At 50.7% G+C, this 15496-nt stretch carries 14 protein-coding genes; 9 read left to right on the top strand and 5 right to left on the bottom strand.

What is annotated here, in order from left to right:
• Positions 1-185: 185 nt before the first annotated feature.
• Positions 186-1487 carry an MFS transporter gene (locus tag A372_RS34475; RefSeq protein ID WP_019422982.1) on the bottom strand — a complete coding sequence of 434 codons (1302 nt, stop codon included), beginning with the start codon at positions 1485-1487 and terminating at the stop codon, positions 186-188.
• 412 nt (positions 1488-1899) lie between these two features.
• On the opposite strand from A372_RS34475, the gene A372_RS0121560 reads away from it, so the two are divergent.
• From A372_RS0121560 to A372_RS0121530, 6 genes are all read left to right on the top strand, one after another.
• Complete coding sequence (locus tag A372_RS0121560) at positions 1900-3243, top strand: ABC transporter substrate-binding protein (RefSeq protein WP_019422981.1); 1344 nt, start codon at positions 1900-1902, stop codon at positions 3241-3243.
• Between the two features lie 320 nt (positions 3244-3563).
• Positions 3564-4511: a carbohydrate ABC transporter permease gene (locus A372_RS0121550; protein ID WP_019422979.1), complete on the top strand. Its 948-nt coding sequence runs from the start codon at positions 3564-3566 to the stop codon at positions 4509-4511.
• A gap of 9 nt (positions 4512-4520) precedes the next feature.
• The gene (locus tag A372_RS0121545; protein WP_019422978.1) at positions 4521-5351 is read left to right on the top strand and encodes a carbohydrate ABC transporter permease; all 831 of its coding nucleotides are present in this window, start codon (positions 4521-4523) and stop codon (positions 5349-5351) included.
• A 24-nt stretch (positions 5352-5375) separates the two neighbouring features.
• The gene (locus A372_RS0121540) at positions 5376-6545 is read left to right on the top strand and encodes a hypothetical protein (protein WP_019422977.1); all 1170 of its coding nucleotides are present in this window, start codon (positions 5376-5378) and stop codon (positions 6543-6545) included.
• Between the two features lie 318 nt (positions 6546-6863).
• Positions 6864-7079 (top strand): hypothetical protein, encoded by a 216-nt coding sequence (locus tag A372_RS34470; RefSeq protein ID WP_019422976.1) that lies wholly within the window; start codon positions 6864-6866, stop codon positions 7077-7079.
• 111 nt (positions 7080-7190) lie between these two features.
• Positions 7191-8042, top strand: a complete 852-nt coding sequence (locus A372_RS0121530) for a polysaccharide deacetylase family protein (protein ID WP_019422975.1) — start codon at positions 7191-7193, stop codon at positions 8040-8042.
• A gap of 186 nt (positions 8043-8228) precedes the next feature.
• Here A372_RS0121530 and A372_RS0121525 read toward each other — a convergent pair whose 3' ends face one another.
• From A372_RS0121525 to xylA, 3 genes are all read right to left on the bottom strand, one after another.
• Positions 8229-8951: a L,D-transpeptidase family protein gene (locus A372_RS0121525; protein ID WP_019422974.1), complete on the bottom strand. Its 723-nt coding sequence runs from the start codon at positions 8949-8951 to the stop codon at positions 8229-8231.
• A gap of 398 nt (positions 8952-9349) precedes the next feature.
• Positions 9350-10846 carry a xylulokinase gene (xylB, locus tag A372_RS0121520; protein WP_019422973.1) on the bottom strand — a complete coding sequence of 499 codons (1497 nt, stop codon included), beginning with the start codon at positions 10844-10846 and terminating at the stop codon, positions 9350-9352.
• 74 nt (positions 10847-10920) lie between these two features.
• Positions 10921-12234: a xylose isomerase gene (gene xylA / locus A372_RS0121515; protein ID WP_019422972.1), complete on the bottom strand. Its 1314-nt coding sequence runs from the start codon at positions 12232-12234 to the stop codon at positions 10921-10923.
• Between the two features lie 249 nt (positions 12235-12483).
• On the opposite strand from xylA, the gene A372_RS0121510 reads away from it, so the two are divergent.
• Positions 12484-13650 (top strand): ROK family transcriptional regulator, encoded by a 1167-nt coding sequence (locus A372_RS0121510; protein ID WP_019422971.1) that lies wholly within the window; start codon positions 12484-12486, stop codon positions 13648-13650.
• A gap of 600 nt (positions 13651-14250) precedes the next feature.
• On the opposite strand, the gene A372_RS38010 is transcribed toward A372_RS0121510, so the two are convergent.
• Positions 14251-14355 carry a hypothetical protein gene (locus tag A372_RS38010; protein WP_019422970.1) on the bottom strand — a complete coding sequence of 35 codons (105 nt, stop codon included), beginning with the start codon at positions 14353-14355 and terminating at the stop codon, positions 14251-14253.
• Positions 14356-14567: 212 nt separating this feature from the next.
• Here A372_RS38010 and A372_RS37555 point away from each other — a divergent pair, with 212 nt between their 5' ends.
• Positions 14568-14762, top strand: a complete 195-nt coding sequence (locus A372_RS37555; RefSeq protein WP_157259647.1) for a DUF2642 domain-containing protein — start codon at positions 14568-14570, stop codon at positions 14760-14762.
• A gap of 162 nt (positions 14763-14924) precedes the next feature.
• Positions 14925-15335, top strand: coding sequence for a GNAT family N-acetyltransferase (locus tag A372_RS0121500; RefSeq protein ID WP_019422969.1), 411 nt, complete (start codon positions 14925-14927; stop codon positions 15333-15335).
• The last annotated feature ends 161 nt before the right edge of the window (positions 15336-15496 follow it).

Genomic DNA, 15496 nt, shown 5'->3' with positions numbered 1-15496 from the left:
TTGAAATGTTGCTCTCTCATTCGGAATTCATGTTTCTCGTTGAGAGGGAGTCACCGAGAGAGTGGTCTAAAGGATATGCAAAATGCACAAAAGCCGTTCCCAGTCGCAGCACGACGATGAGAACGGCTTTGATATCAGATTGGAATATAACGAAATGAACCTTCTGCATGTGATGAGCGCTCGCCTCATGCAGAATGGGTATCTGTCTCTGGGCAAGCCGTGCCATGCCGCCCTTCCAGACGCTCCGCGGCAATAAATCCGGCGGCGGATACGAGCAGAAGCAGCCCCATGCCTAAATACAGAGCCTTTGTTCCCAGTTGATTATATATAAAAGCCCCGATAAGGCTTCCCGTCATCGTCGCCCCGATGCTCATGATGACCGACATGACTGCTTGGCCGCTTGCGCGAAAACGGTCGGGGATGAGATCCATCATATACTCCGCCAAATAAATGAAGTACAGGGCGATGCCCACTCCTTGAACCGCCTGCATGAACAAGATGAGCGGCAGGATGTCCGTTACGTAGATGACTAGCGCGCGCGCAGCCATAATGACGGCGGACAATGCCAGCATGGTGAGCGGCCGGAACTGCCGGCCGGAGCGTCCCAAATATAAGAAGACGAATACCTCTGTCGCCGCCGGCAGCATCCATCCGAGTCCGATGTCGAGCGAGCTTCCATTCATATCCCGGATCATGAAGCTAAAATATTGGTCGTTGAAGATGAGCGTCATATTATAAATGATGAGCACGACCATGAATAATACGAAGCGCCGCGTGAAGACGTAGCTCCAGAACTCTTTCATGTTCACTTTTGCCTGTGGCTTTTTCCGAGTCGACAATCCGCCCGCACTCTCTTCACTAACCTCTGCCGCAAGCGCTTCGGCTGCATTTCGTTCCGTATCGTCCCGTCTCGGATCCCGCAGCGGCAGCAGCGCGCAGCCGGTCAAACCGACCAGAACCATCACGATCCATCCCATCGATGCATGTCCTGGCAGCCGTTCCAGCAGCCATCCGATAAGAACCGCCGATACGGCAAACCCTGCCGCGCCGCAGCCGCGAATGACCGCATAGGAATCTCCCAGCCGTCTCGCCGCAAGCATCGCCATGCTGTCGGTCAGCGACGTGGCTGGAACCCACAGAAATTGAAAAACAAAAATGAGTCCCATCACCGTCCACGGTTCCGAGGTATGAAAGACGAAAAACAATACTCCAATCAACGCAAGCAGGAGGGCCAACAGGAGAGGCTTCATGGCCGCGAACTTGTCGCTCAAATAGCCAATTAAATAATTGCCGATCATGCCAACGATGGGAAGCACCGCGTTTTGCAATCCGTACATGGCGTCGCTATAACCGATATCTTTGTAATATAACGGAAAAAAAGAAGAAAAGACCGCCGCCGGCGTAAAAAGCATAAACATGTAGACATACATATGGCGGAGCTGCCTCTTGCGATAGAAACTATGATTCAAGGATTCCATGGAAGTCATCTGCCTGCCTCCGCACCGAGGCTCAGAAGAAATCCCATGCTCTTATCTTGTTCACGTATGCGCATCATGCTGTTCATAGTCCCTTTCGTGTCAGAATTAAGAATATTCCCTATTTTAGCACACGAAAAGTTTAGGCGGTTTCGTTTTCATAGTTTATTAAAATGTCGCAAATATTCGAGTTATTTTTGAAAGCGCATACCCATAGGATGAAGTAGGCATTTCTATAATAGCCCTGCAAAATTAATGGCACTATTTACAATTCCTTATTACTAGCTTAACGCTATGTTAAAAATCACGTTTTACAATGGGACATGTGCACAGTTCCGATGATTTTACTAAAGAATCCAATTTGTCGCTAGCTAACTCTTTACCCTACATTAGGAACCCATTCATGAGGAGTGTAAATGTATCTATGAAAGAAAAACGTTGGTTTACGATGCTAACTGTTATTTCCATGCTGTTCCTCGCTGTCGTCGGATGCTCTACCGGCTCCGCCTCGGAAAGCACAAGCGATGCGGCCAAAGGCCAAGGGGAAGCTGCCGCTCCGGCAGCAAAGAAAGAAGACAAGACACCCGTCAAAATCCAATACTGGCATTCTCATGCGGAAGCCCAAGAAGAGGGCTTGACGTACATGATTGAAGAATTTCATAAGAAATATCCTTACATTACGGTTGAACCTGTCTATCAAGGCGGCTATGGCGATCTGCACAAGAAGCTGCTGGCTGCAGTCGCAGCGAACGATGTTCCTGCAGTAACGAACGTTGAGGTCTCTTCCTTGCCAATGTTTGCGCATGACGGAATTTTTGAAGACCTTACTTCTTATATCGAGCGTGATCAGGTTGACATGTCCAGCTTCTCCGAAGGCATGGCGAAAGCCTATGCGTACGAAGGTCGACAATTCGGATTTCCGCTTATCGTGAGCATGAGCGTCATGGTTTACAACAAGACGATGCTCGACAAGCTCGGCGTCACGCCGCCGCAAACGTGGGACGAAGTCGAAGCGTTCAACAAGAAGGTTACTGTGAAAAAAGATGGCAAAACCGATCGTTATGCTCTTTCCGTTCCAGGATGGGACAACTGGTATTATGACCCATGGATGATCAACGGCGGCGGTTCCGTCTTGAACGCCGATATGACGCAAGCCAGCATCGATTCGCCAGAAAGCCTGCGCTACATTCAGAACTTCAATCGTTGGGTGGATGAAGGCGCCATGCATATCGGATACGGAAAAGGAGCGTCTGGCACGATGCGCCAAATGTTCCTGGAAGGTAAAATCGCCATGATCGAACACACTTCCGCCATGATTAAGACGTATGTGGAAAATGCAGACTTTGAAGTCGGTGTCTCCTTCCTCCCTGGCGACAAAACACGCATTTCCAATATCGGCGGAGCTGGTATCGTCATGATGAGCGGTGCCAAAGACAATCAAAAAGAAGCGGCGTGGAAGTTCATTCAGTTCATGACGAGCAAAGAGTACAACATTAAATGGGCGGAAAAAGTCGGCTATTTGCCAACACATAAGTCAGTCGTCGATACCGAGGAAGGCAAAGCTTATCAAGAACGCTGGCCGCAATACAAAGTGGTGCTCGAGAATTTCGATAACGTTCAGCCTCGCATCCAGCATCCGTTGTATCCGGAGTTCAGCGACTTCTATATTGAAGCGGTCGGAAAAATGGTGCTCGAACACGGGGACCCGGCTCATTTGATGAAGGAAGCGGCAGCAGAAATCAACAAAGTGTTGGAAGACAGCAATTAAGCGTGTTCAAATAATGAACTTTTCAACACCGAGAAGGTTGCATGAACCTAAAGAGGGAGGAGCGCAGTGTAGGCAGAACCTACATGAGCACCTGAAATGTTTCCGCAGGAAACATACTTCGGAAGCATAAGCTCTTCGAAGGTGAATGCAAGATTCGATGTCGATTCAGCTTCCAGATATGCTTCGTGTTCAAAAGTTCACCATTATCTGCGGTCAAGCAAGGCTGTATCCCTCCTAAATATGGACACAGGGCGTGCGGCTTTGGCTTGGCCTTTCTATTATTTAGTTGATTCCGATCTAAGGAGAGGGCGAATATCGAAATGAATGCACATTCCGAACAACCTTATGCTGTACAGATTGCCCAGCTATCTACCAAACGGCCTTGGTCCTGGTACCGCTTCTTCGAGAAGTGGAAAGACTTCAGCTTCGCGCTCCCGGCGCTGCTGTTCTTGCTTGTGTTTACTTATTACCCGCTTATCTATTCGATATACATTAGCATGACGAACTGGAACATGACACGTCCGATTAAGAAGTTTGTCGGCATGGAGAATTACACGAAGCTGTTATCAAGCGAAGAGTTCTGGAAAGTATTGACCGTCACGTTCAAATATACCGTATTCGATGTGTTCTTCACGATTGTCATCGGTCTTGGACTGGCGCTGCTGTTCAATTCCACGTCGAAAATATTCAACTTCCTGCGCGCCGTCGTCTTCATGCCGTATTACATCTCGATGGTTGTCGCCGCCATGATTTTCTTATGGATCTTCAACGCGGAATACGGCTTGGCGAATTACATTCTGCATCTGACCGGGTTCGATCCCGTTGCCTGGATGACGAATCCGAATACCGCGCTCTCTGCGCTCATCACCGTTTCACTATGGAAGGGCGTCGGCTTCGCGATGCTGCTCTTTATCGCTGGGCTCCGCAGCATTCCGATGGAATATTACGAGGCTTCCAGCATTGACGGCGCCACACGCTGGAGCCAATTCCGGCTCATTACGCTGCCGCTGCTGTCTCCTATGACGTTGTTCCTCATCATTACGAACTTTATCGGCTCGATGCAGGTATTCCAATCGATCGATATTATGACGAACGGCGGACCGCTCAACGCGACGAAGGCGATGGTCTTCTGGATTTATCAGATGGCATTCTCCGACTTCCGCACCGGTCGTGCATCGGCGCTTGTCGTCATCTTCTTCATCATTATTATTACGTTGACCGTCATTCAACTGTGGATTTCCAAAAAACGAGTTCATTACGAAGGGTAGGCTTAGCGGATGTCCAAATCCATCTCATCTTCCATCCGGTTGGCAGCAGCCATCTTGATTACGATACTGATGTTTTTTCCAACCTATTGGCTTGTCGTCACCTCACTTAAGACTCCGTACGAGCTGCGTCTGGCGATTCCCTCCTTCTGGCCGGAGTCGTTCCGCTGGCAGAACTATGTTGAGGCGTTTCAAGCTTCACCGTTCGGGCGCTATTTTCTGAATACGACGATACAGACGTTCGGCATTATGTTCTTGCAAATCAACGTCGCCATCTGGGCAGCTTTCGCATTCGCCAAGGGGAACTTCCGGGGCCGCGACAAATGGTTCCTTCTTGTGCTCGCCGCGCTTATCGTGCCGGAGCAAGTCACGTTCGTACCGGTCTATGTGATGATGTCAAAGCTCGGTTGGTTGAATACATATTTGGCGCTCATTGTCCCTCACGGGGCGTCTGCCTACGGTATCTTTTTGCTGCGGCAGTCGTTCAAATCATTGAATAACGATGTACTGGAGGCCGCGCGCGTGGACGGCGCAGGACGATTTCACCAATTGTACCGCATACTCGTTCCGATGGCGATGCCGACAATTGCGACGCTGATCGTACTGACGTTCATCAGCAGCTGGAATTCTTACTTCTGGCCGCTCATTATGACGAACTCCGACAATATGCGCGTGCTGACCGTCGCCGTGGCAATGATGCGCGACTCCGTCGCAGGCGATGAGGCATTGACCTTCCATATGCTGAGTGCCGCGAGCGTCATGGTCATCTTGCCGATTGTCATCGTATTTTCATTCGCCCAGAAGCATATTGTGGCCGCATTAGCCAATTCGGCATTTAAATAAATGAAAAATACAGGAGGCGATGGCATGTGTACATCAAATAAAGCACGATGGAAACAAAGCGCGCGCGGGCTGCTCCTGCTTGGCCTTCTGCTCTGGACAACCGCATGCGGCAACGGCTCCGGCGGAGCCAAAGAGCCTGCGTCATCTTCCACTGGGACAGCAGCCGCTCCGCTGATCAAGACGGCACAGGCAGCCGAGCGGAATGGAAAGCTGACGCAGCAAGAAGTCGAGAAGAAGATGCGCATTGATAAAAAAGAGTTCCAGCCGATACTGGAGCTGGCAACACTTGGTCCGATTATTCCCGGTCTGCATGAGCAGGTCATTCCGCAAGGGCTCGCCTATGCGCCTGACGAAGGCTGGCTCGTAATGTCGGGCTATCGGGAGAAGGGCGGAGTCAGCGTACTCGCGCTTCTGGATGCCAAGAGCGGCGCATTGGTGAAATCGTTCGAACTGTATGAAGGGAATAATAAGCCTTATACCGGGCATGCAGGCGGCGCGGCCGTCACACCGGGTTATGTGTGGATCGCCTCAGGCGGCGAAGCGCGCTATGTGTCGATCGAAGCGCTCAACAAGGCGGAGGACGGCGGAAAGGTCGTGTTCGAGGGCAGTCTGAAAACGGGCGTCCGCGCTTCGAACGTTGCATATGAAGACGGATTGCTATGGGTCGGAGAATTCGCCCACGGTACCGAATATCCGACGGATAAGTCCCATTACTTGCAGAACCGCGACGGCGAGGAATACCGCGCTTGGATGGAAGGATATGCGATCGATGCCCAGACCGGCCTGCCGCCGAAGCTAGCTGCTGGAGCGGAATCTCCAGTTCCTGAGGCGATCCTATCCATTCCGAATCGCATCCAAGGCATGAGTCTGTGGAAAGGTCATTGGATATTAAGTGATTCATTCGGGCGCAATGCCGAGAGCACCGTCCTGTTCTACTCCGATCCGCGTAAGGAAGCCCCGCACACAGAGGTGAAGATCGGAGAAGCTTCCGTGCCGGTCTGGTTCCTCGACGGTAAAGCATTGGCGGGCAAGCTGGATGGACCGCCGATGGCAGAGGAACTGGCTGTTATCGATGATTCGCTATACATTTTATATGAATCTGGTTCAGAGAAATTCGTCACCTCTGGAAGCTATGCCATGGATACAATGCATGTGCTTGATATGAACATTGTGCAAGCAAAGTGGATGCAGTAGAACCTCAACTAACAGCACCATCGTTAAACCTCATCGTCCAAAATAAAGTGAAAAGGAAACAATCATGATGGGAGTATTGGCTTCCGTCGCTGTTAAATCCAAGTTGTTGGGAAGAGATTGTGTGGGAATGACTCGGATTCAAAGGCGATCTCCAGGTCTCCCCAGCGGATGCTCTCCACCCGTAATTGCTTCGTTTTCAACCTTAACAAGGTTTCTAAACAGCTAGAAGCCGTCGTATATGACGGCTTCTTTATTTTCCCTTATAATAAAGAGGTGAGACAAATTATTGATTGTATATACGAACAGGAGTCTTGTCCTATGAACGAAGCAAAACTGAACGAATACATACGCCGAAAAGCAGAAATTCTCCCTACAGCAGATGAAGCGGCCTCCGCGCTTGTTGCGGAATTGTTGGCGGAGATGGAGCAGTTAATGAAAGACAACGAGCGATTGCGCAAATCGCTGCACGCTGCCGGTAAGGGCAAGTCACGCGCTGGCATGTCCACCAAGCTGAAGGACGCACTATACGAATAGTTTGCCCTTCATCCAACTTTTGTTCATACGATTGGATAAATACCGTGTCCCCTTCAAAACATAAAGCCATATCTGTCTACTCGATGAAAACAGAATGTGCGGAGGGACACAATGAACACGAGAATCATGTTATTGGTTCTGTTTGCGGTATTGGCCGCTGGATGCACTCCATCCGGTAAATCACCTGCAGCCAAACATTCGCAAGAAGGCTACACGATTCAACAAAGGCAAATCAAAATGGCAGCTAAGGAAACCCCGCAGCTCGCCGGCGGGCAGGAAAGCCAAGTACGCGAGCCCAAGCCCCTGTCCTTAGCGGAGCTGCGCAAGAAATACCGTTCGCATTTTCTGCTGCAAGGACCTTCCGATCGGAAGTGCATCAGTTTGACGTTCGATGACGTGCCTGACAATCATTTCACTCCCCAGGTGCTGGATGTGCTGAACCAATACGGCGTAAAAGCTACCTTTTTCGTCGTAGGCAACCGGGCAGAAAAATATCCAGAAATCGTTCAGCGTATGGTAAACGAAGGACATGTAATAGGAAATCACTCTTACGATCACGCCAACTTGCCCAAATTGTCTGACGAAAGCTTTCGTCACCAGGTGACTCGAACCGAAGATATCGTCCGCGGGATTACCGGGCAGCAGATGCGCTACATCCGCCCCCCCTATGGCAATATAAGCGAGGAACAGATCAAATGGCTTGCCAGCCAAGACATGCTCATCGTGAATTGGAATGTCGACTCGCTCGATTGGAAAGGGTTGACTCCAGAACAAATAGAAGCAAACGTTATGAGCCATCTTACATCCGGTGCTATTGTGCTGCAGCATGCTGCTGGCGGAGAAGGCGGAGATCTATCCGGCACCGTCAAGGCGCTGCCGCTCATCATTGAGCAATTGAACCAGCAGGGTATTAAAATGGTGACGCTCCCTGAATTGCTGAGCAAGCCCGCTTACCGTCAGTGAGACAACCTCTAGCGAGGCCTTTTGAAGATGAGCGGCCGCGATTAAAGGTTGGTTTTATCGCCATAAACGATATTTCGGTTTCGCTTTAACGCTCCACCGTTCTTAAACATTCCTTAGTGGGAAATAACGAATCCCTTGCTAGCGAGCAAGGGATTGCTTTGTTCAATCATCATGTAATGGCAATCATCATTCCCACAGCCCCAAGGATTGATAAATCTCCTTAGAGACTACACCGTCGACTGGAAACCCCTGCATCCGTTGATATCGCTTCAATGCGGTCGTCGTTGCCCCGCGAAATCTCCCGTGACATTCTCCTTCATAGAACCCGGCCGCTTGCAGCCGATTCTGTATGAGCAGCACATCCCCGCCCGCGTCGCCTTCGGCCAGTCTCCGCGGCTCCCGGTACAGTCCGCCCAGCACATGCCCCAGCATTGTTACTTTCGTTCCGATGGGGACTCGTTCAAATAGCTCTTCCACATCCTTGTTCCGCATGCGCACACAGCCGTGACTTCGGTTATAGCCGATAGAATCGGGACGGTTCGTCCCATGAATGCCATAAATCCCCCACGGCACATTCAGCCCAATCCATCTCGTGCCGAAGCCCGGTCCCCAATGTTTCCCTTTAAATACGACCTCATATTGTCCAACCGGCGATGGAGTAGCAGGATTTCCGAGCGCTACCCGATATTTCTTGACTGGTCTGCCGTGAACGAAGAGAGTCAGCACGTGCTTAGAAGGATCGACGACGAGATGAACCGCCTCTTGCTCCGACATAATCGGCAGCGGTTCGGCTTGAGCCTTGGACGGCAGCAGTAGCATAATCAAAAGCAGGAACAAAACGGCGGTATGAATAATCGGGCACATTCTGCTATAAGCAGATATACATTTTACTGTATCGTTGTTTAACATCTTCAATTCTTCCTATAGTGTTCATAATCTGTACTATCCAGTAATAATATGGATTAAATCCCTCTAGTTTATCCATCCCAACACTCTCCGCAGGCTGACCCGAAACTAAACTATCTGTCATCGTTGAATCATCTCAATGCGGTCAATATTATGTATTCATCGTATCGATGCATAACTCGTTACACGCATACTCCATGAATTCGACCATATAGCACTTGCACTTCCTTCACGATCACCAAGAAGCCAATCGGCATCCGATTGGCTTCTTGACGTTCTATTCTGTAACGAAATGTGAATACAGCAGCTGCAGCCAATCCGCCTAGCCGGGGCATGGCATTGGACGGCGGTTGCAGCCGAATTATCTAATTGGTACGCATTCTCATAATTACGGCAAGCATCTATCTTCGGAACGGGAGCAGTCCCTCATTCAACGATTGAGTGTTCGCATACACCTGGCGGTATACATCAAACAACTGCTCATACATTTCATTTCGGTTCGGATCCGGCTTCCAGCGTTCGGACGCCATCAGGAATGCATCCGCACAGACCTCCAGCGTTGGGAACCAACCCGCTCCATAAGCCGCCAGCATGGCCGCTCCCATCGCTGGACCTTGCTCGCTCTTCAGCTTCACCATCTCCGTGCCGAAGATGTCGGCCTGCATTTGCAGCCATGTCTCATTTCGCGCTCCACCACCGATGGAAATGATGGCGGATATTTCTTTGCCGGATGCGCGCAAGATTTCAAGCGATTCCTTCAAGGAGAACGTAATGCCTTCCAGCACGGCGCGGGCAAAATGCTGCAACGTGTGCGATCCGTCCATGCCGATGAAGCTTCCGCGAATAACTGCATCCGCATGCGGTGTCCGTTCGCCTACCAAATACGGAGTGAACAGTAGACCTCCCGAACCGGCGGGAATGTCTTCGATTCCATTCAGCAGCTCGTCGAAGGACAGGCCGTGCCCGAACGTCTCCTTGAACCATTGCAAGCTGTATCCGGCTGCAAGCGTCACGCCCATCACATAATAAGCATTCGTGAGGCCGTGATTGAAGAAGTGAACCTTGCCTTCATAATCTGCACAGCGATTCTCTTCATAGGCGAGCACAACACCGGACGTTCCGATGCTGCACATGGCTGTGCCGGGATGCAATATCCCCGCTCCAATTGCGCCGCAAGCGTTGTCCGCGCCTCCTGCGTATACCTTCGTCTGCGGGGACAAGCCGGTCTTTCCCGCCATCTCCGGCAGCAGCGTCCCGACACAGTCGGACGACTCCAAGAGCGGCGGGTACAGCGACAGCGGCAGGCCGAAGGCATCCGCAATTGCGGTGCTCCATTGCTTCTCCGTCACATCAAGGAGCAGCGTGCCGGCCGCATCGGAATAATCCGTCGCCATATGTCCCGTCAATCGGTAGCGGACATAATCCTTCGGCAGCATGAATGCCGCCGCGCGGGCGAATAGCTCCGGCTCATTCTGCTGTACCCAGAGCAGCTTCGGCAGCGTGAATCCTTCCAGCGCTTGATTCTTCGCAATCCGAAGCAGTTGCGGTCCAAGCTGCTCCGTAATGCGACGGCATTGCTCGGTCGTGCGGGTGTCATTCCATAAGATGGCATGACGCAGCGGAGCGCCGTCTTCGCCGAGCAGAACGAGGCCGTGCATCTGCCCGGAGAAGCTGATCCCGTCTATATCTGCGGCCGCGACGCCCGCTTCATTGACCAATCGCGCAATAGCGGCTACCGTTCCGTCAGTCCAATCCTCCGGCTTCTGCTCGCTGTAGCCCGCTTTCTCGTGAATGAGAGGATACGCTTCCGCAGCTTCCGCTATGACGGTTCCCTTCATATTCACGAGAATTGCCTTGACAGCGCTTGTCCCTAGGTCGATCCCAATGACGTATTTCATCTCGGTCTCTCCTTTCCAGCTATCGATCGCGAATTCCACATCCGTGATTCCCGCTTCATCGCGCCATGCCTTGGCTACTCGGCCAACAGGTACGTGTTCAAGATACTTTTTACATGCTCCTGACGTCCAGACACATTTCTGCGGATATCATGATTCAGCGCATATTCTTCCAACGACTTGAGCGTGGCCGTGCCTGAAGCGATATCCTGACCGATCCCTTCGCGGAAGCTAGAGTAACGATTGGCAATCATGTCCTCGAACACGCGGTCTTCCAGCAATTTGGCCGCTGTCTTCAAGCCTTTCGCGTACGCATCCATTCCAGCAATGTGGGCAAGGAACAGATCTTCCGCTTCGAACGAACCGCGCCGGACCTTCGCGTCAAAGTTGATGCCTCCGCGTCCCAATCCGCCGTTCATCAGCACTTCATACATCGCCAACGTCGTCGTATACAAATCGGTCGGGAATTCATCCGTATCCCAGCCGAGCAGCAGATCGCCCTGGTTCGCGTCCAGTGAGCCCAGCGCGCCGTTGATACGAGCTACGCGGAGCTCATGCTCGAAGGTGTGGCCGGCCAATGTCGCATGGTTCGCTTCGAGATTCAGCTTAAAGTGTTCTTTCAGGCCGTACTGGTGCAAGAAAGCGAGTGTGGTGGCCGCATCAAAGTCGTATTGATGCTTCGTCGGCTCCTTCGGCTTTGGTTCGATTAGGAACTGGGCATCAAAGCCAATCTCTTTTGCGTAATCGATAGCCATATGGAACAGACGCGCCATATTGTCCAACTCGAGCTTCATGTCCGTGTTTTGAAGCAGCTCATATCCTTCACGCCCGCCCCAAAATACATAATTCAAGGCGCCGAGCTCCTTCCCGACTTCCAGCCCTTTCTTCACCTGCGCAGCAGCATACGCGTAGACGTCCGCATTGCACGTCGTTGCCGCACCGTGCACGAAGCGCGGATTCGTGAACATGTTCTGCGTGTTCCACAGCAGCTTCTTCCCGGTCGATGCCATGTACTCCTTCATCATGCTGACAATCACGTCAATGTTCCGGTTCGTCTCCCGCAGCGAATCGCCTTCCGGAGCGATGTCACGATCATGGAAGCAGAAATAGTCTAGATTTGCTTTTTCCATAAATTCAAATGCGGCTTCCACTCTCGCTTTCGCTAAATCCATTCCCGACAGGCGGTTCCAGGAGCGTTCCATCAAGGCGTCTCCGAACGGATCCGTTCCCCCATAGGTCAGCGTATGCCAATAGGCCATTGCGAAGCGCAGGTGCTCTGACATCGGCTTGCCCATCACGATCTCATCTGGACGATAATGCTTGAACGCGAAAGGATTGGACGATTGGCGGCCTTCATACTCAATCTTGTTAACGGTTGCAAAGTAGCTCATCTGCAGGTGCCTCCTCTTGAATTAAAACTTTACCCTCATCCTAGCATAATTTAATAACTTTGTATATCCATTAAACTAAGTAGGAAAAATATTATAATTTCGACTTATCCCCCATCATCTCGCTGCACCCGTCACAGCCTAATTATGAAAAACTTGCTTAAATGAGCAATCCCTCCTAAACTAATAATCATTGACATTGTAAATTTAGAGCATAAATAAAGTTGTATCGATAAAGGATGAGGTATCAAGATGAAGGTCACCGGTGATCAAGCTCTCGTAAAAAAAATAAACACCTCGATCGCACTCGAAGCTATCCAGCTTCATGCCCCTATCTCGCGTGCGCAGGTTGCATCGATGACCGGTCTCAACAAGGCGACCGTCTCGAATCTGGTGAATGAATTGTTAGAGCAGCAGCTTGTGCTCGAAATCGGTCCGGGACAATCCAGCGGGGGACGAAAACCGCTCATGCTGTTGTTCAACCGCCATGCGGGCTATACCATTGGCATCGAATTAGGCATAGGAAGCTTCACGGCAATCCTATGCGACTTATCAGGACAGATTGTGCTGGAGGAAGCCAACATTCCTATCCGCAGCAATGAATCGGAGCATGTGATCGACAGCCTATGCGATACGATCACTGCGCTTCGCAGCCAAGCTCCCTCCGCGCCTTACGGCACGATAGGGATCGGCATCGGGGCGCCGGGAATGGTCGATGAAGAAGGCAACGTCCTGTTCGCGCCGAACTTGGGCTGGAGGAATGTTGCACTGAAACGGGCTATAGAGGAGCGGTTTCCCGGGGCGATCGTCACTGTCGACAATGAAGCCCGCGCAGGCGCCATCGGGGAATGGGAGTACGGCGCAGGCGAGAAAGCGCAGCATCTCGTCTATATCAGCGCAGGGGCCGGCATCGGTACCGGAACGATTATCGGAGGGGAATTGTTCAAGGGCGCATACGGCTATTCTGGCGAAATGGGGCATATGACGATTGAAGCGAACGGCCGCAAATGCAGCTGCGGCAACCGGGGTTGCTGGGAGCTGTATGCTTCGGAGAAGGCGATTGCAGAAGCTGGCAAGAACGTGAGCTATCATAGCTTGGAAGAAATCATGCAAGCTGCTGAGCAGGATGAGCCGAACGCGCTTCACACGCTGCATCAGATTGGTGAGTACTTGGGCGTCGGCATCGCCAATATTATTAACACGTTTAACCCAGAGCTAGTCATTATCGGCAACAAGCTCACCCAAGCCGAACGTTGGATCCGCAAGCCGCTTCTGCGGACGGTGCAACAGCGTACACTCCAATCGCATCAGCATGGATTGCAAATTCATTTTTCCTCACTGCAGCAGCGTTCGACCGTGCTTGGCGCGGCCAATCAGGTCATTCAATCGTTCGTCGGACGAACTAAAGTGTCCGTATAAACGCACAAAGGGCCGTCTACTGTCCGTTTGACTGAAAAGGAGGCTGCCTTCGATTGCGCTCAATCTCATGAATGAGCGCATGCTCGTATCCTAAAGTATGTTCCGGATGCCACCATAAATGAGGCATATGCGTGTGCCAGATCGGATGATAGCACGCGCCGCCCCCCTGCACCATGGTTAGAGCAGCGGTATGGCGCAACATATAGATAACGCTTGCAATTTCCTAGAGACACATGGAGGACTCGTCTAATGAGGCACTAGATGTTTCTATCTTCCGCTTCGCCCTTTGCCTCACTCTCCCATCCCGTCAGAAGATGTGGCGCACACGCATTCCACTCCTTGTCCCATCCCATCAGAAACTGATTCGTTTAGCCTTAATAACCTGGCTACTCTTCTAGAACAGTATGTTTTCCAGTGTTGGGCAAGTTCATCCTTTGTGTCTGACCTGCGTTAGTTCTGAATCAAAGGGAGAATGGCTCAAAAGACTGGACACTCGCATCATCGCTCGCAAACCTGCTGAAAAAATCACTGCATAGAACTTAAACATTCCTTCATGTCAAAAAGCCGGAATCAACATCCCGGCTTTTCCCCGGTGTATGGTTAGAACCAGCCGGAACGCAATACGATTACCAACAAAATGAAGAGAACCAAAATTACGCCTGTAGAAGTAAAGAAACCACCACATCTTCCAGCAATGTCGCTCATTTAATGTCCTCCTTCACCGTTATTAATGTGTACTTGCGTTGTTATTGTATGGCCTGCTGTGACAAAAAGATTCTTTTAAATGCCCATATCCATCAAATTTGCGCTTCTGCCCTGCCAGCCTGTAGTTTGTCCACCCACTCACATGAGTAACAACTCACATATGATAACGTGTATTCAATTATATTATCTTATGGGAAAAGGGGATGTGAAGCATGACATTTCGCGACAAAGCTCTTCGTCTTCGTGGACACAATGTGCGGGTCACCACCAGAAAAGGCACTTTTACTGGAAGACTAACCTCGGTCGGCACCGATTTTCTGGTGTTGAGTTCTATTACCGGACGCCGCAGAAGAAACCGCATAATCCGGCTGGTTGAAATTATCGCCTTGCTGTCCTTGCTGCGATAACCCCGGATATAAAGCAGAACGAAAACCGCCAGCATCCGCTGGCGGCTTTGTATATCTGCTTGCAGCATCTTGATTCTAAAGCTCCGTGTCTATAGTAGCGCATTGACAAAAAAATCCTGTATAATGGAACGGAATTCATATCTACTTAGGAGGTTTATTCAGTTGCATCCAAACATACATATATTTCACGAAGCGCCTACGCCAGAGGAATATATCGCTTTGCGAGTCGCTGCCGGTCTTAGTGCCAAAAGCTTAACCGGAGCCAAAATCGCTTTGAAAAACTCCATCTTTGCAGTCACATTGAGACATGAAGACGAGCTCGTAGGCATGGGCCGGATCATCGGAGACGGCGGTTGCTTTTATCAAGTTGTAGACATCGCGGTTGCCCCTTCTTATCAAGGCAAAGGGTTGGGGAAACTGATCATGACGGAAATCACCAATTACTTAGAGAACAATGCGCCTGATAAATCTTATGTCAGCCTGCTAGCGGATGTCCCCGCCGATCATTTATACAAGAAGTTTGGCTTCGATTATACGCACCCCAAGTCTCTAGGCATGTATAGAAGATACTAGGCAGCTGACAACTTCATGCAAACAAGAAATAGACCATCCCTTCCAAGGAACAGGTCTATTTTTCTTTTTCCATTGTATGTGAGCAGATATGTGCATGCAAAAAATCCCTTGCCTACGCAAGGGATACACTTTGAGTATGTATGGTGCGGTAGAGAGGACTC

Origin of the sequence: Paenibacillus sp. OSY-SE (genome assembly GCF_000283315.1) — a bacterium.
GTDB classification, from domain to species: Bacteria; Bacillota; Bacilli; order Paenibacillales; family Paenibacillaceae; genus Paenibacillus_B; species Paenibacillus_B profundus.
The sequence above is the reverse complement of the archived record's forward strand: the minus strand, read 5'-3'. Positions and strand labels throughout refer to the sequence as shown.

What these genes read in the sequence shown, in the direction of transcription:
- A372_RS0121530 (WP_019422975.1), top strand. Translation starts at nt 7,191, where the DNA reads ATGAACACGAGAATCATGTTATTGGTTCTGTTTGCGGTATTGGCCGCT.
- A372_RS0121540 (WP_019422977.1), top strand. Translation starts at nt 5,376, where the DNA reads ATGTGTACATCAAATAAAGCACGATGGAAACAAAGCGCGCGCGGGCTG.
- A372_RS38010 (WP_019422970.1), bottom strand. Translation starts at nt 14,355, where the DNA reads ATGAGCGACATTGCTGGAAGATGTGGTGGTTTCTTTACTTCTACAGGC.
- xylB (WP_019422973.1), bottom strand. Translation starts at nt 10,846, where the DNA reads ATGAAATACGTCATTGGGATCGACCTAGGGACAAGCGCTGTCAAGGCA.
- A372_RS34475 (WP_019422982.1), bottom strand. Translation starts at nt 1,487, where the DNA reads ATGACTTCCATGGAATCCTTGAATCATAGTTTCTATCGCAAGAGGCAG.
- A372_RS0121525 (WP_019422974.1), bottom strand. Translation starts at nt 8,951, where the DNA reads ATGTTAAACAACGATACAGTAAAATGTATATCTGCTTATAGCAGAATG.
- A372_RS0121510 (WP_019422971.1), top strand. Translation starts at nt 12,484, where the DNA reads ATGAAGGTCACCGGTGATCAAGCTCTCGTAAAAAAAATAAACACCTCG.
- A372_RS34470 (WP_019422976.1), top strand. Translation starts at nt 6,864, where the DNA reads ATGAACGAAGCAAAACTGAACGAATACATACGCCGAAAAGCAGAAATT.
- A372_RS0121560 (WP_019422981.1), top strand. Translation starts at nt 1,900, where the DNA reads ATGAAAGAAAAACGTTGGTTTACGATGCTAACTGTTATTTCCATGCTG.
- xylA (WP_019422972.1), bottom strand. Translation starts at nt 12,234, where the DNA reads ATGAGCTACTTTGCAACCGTTAACAAGATTGAGTATGAAGGCCGCCAA.
- A372_RS0121550 (WP_019422979.1), top strand. Translation starts at nt 3,564, where the DNA reads ATGAATGCACATTCCGAACAACCTTATGCTGTACAGATTGCCCAGCTA.
- A372_RS37555 (WP_157259647.1), top strand. Translation starts at nt 14,568, where the DNA reads ATGACATTTCGCGACAAAGCTCTTCGTCTTCGTGGACACAATGTGCGG.
- A372_RS0121545 (WP_019422978.1), top strand. Translation starts at nt 4,521, where the DNA reads ATGTCCAAATCCATCTCATCTTCCATCCGGTTGGCAGCAGCCATCTTG.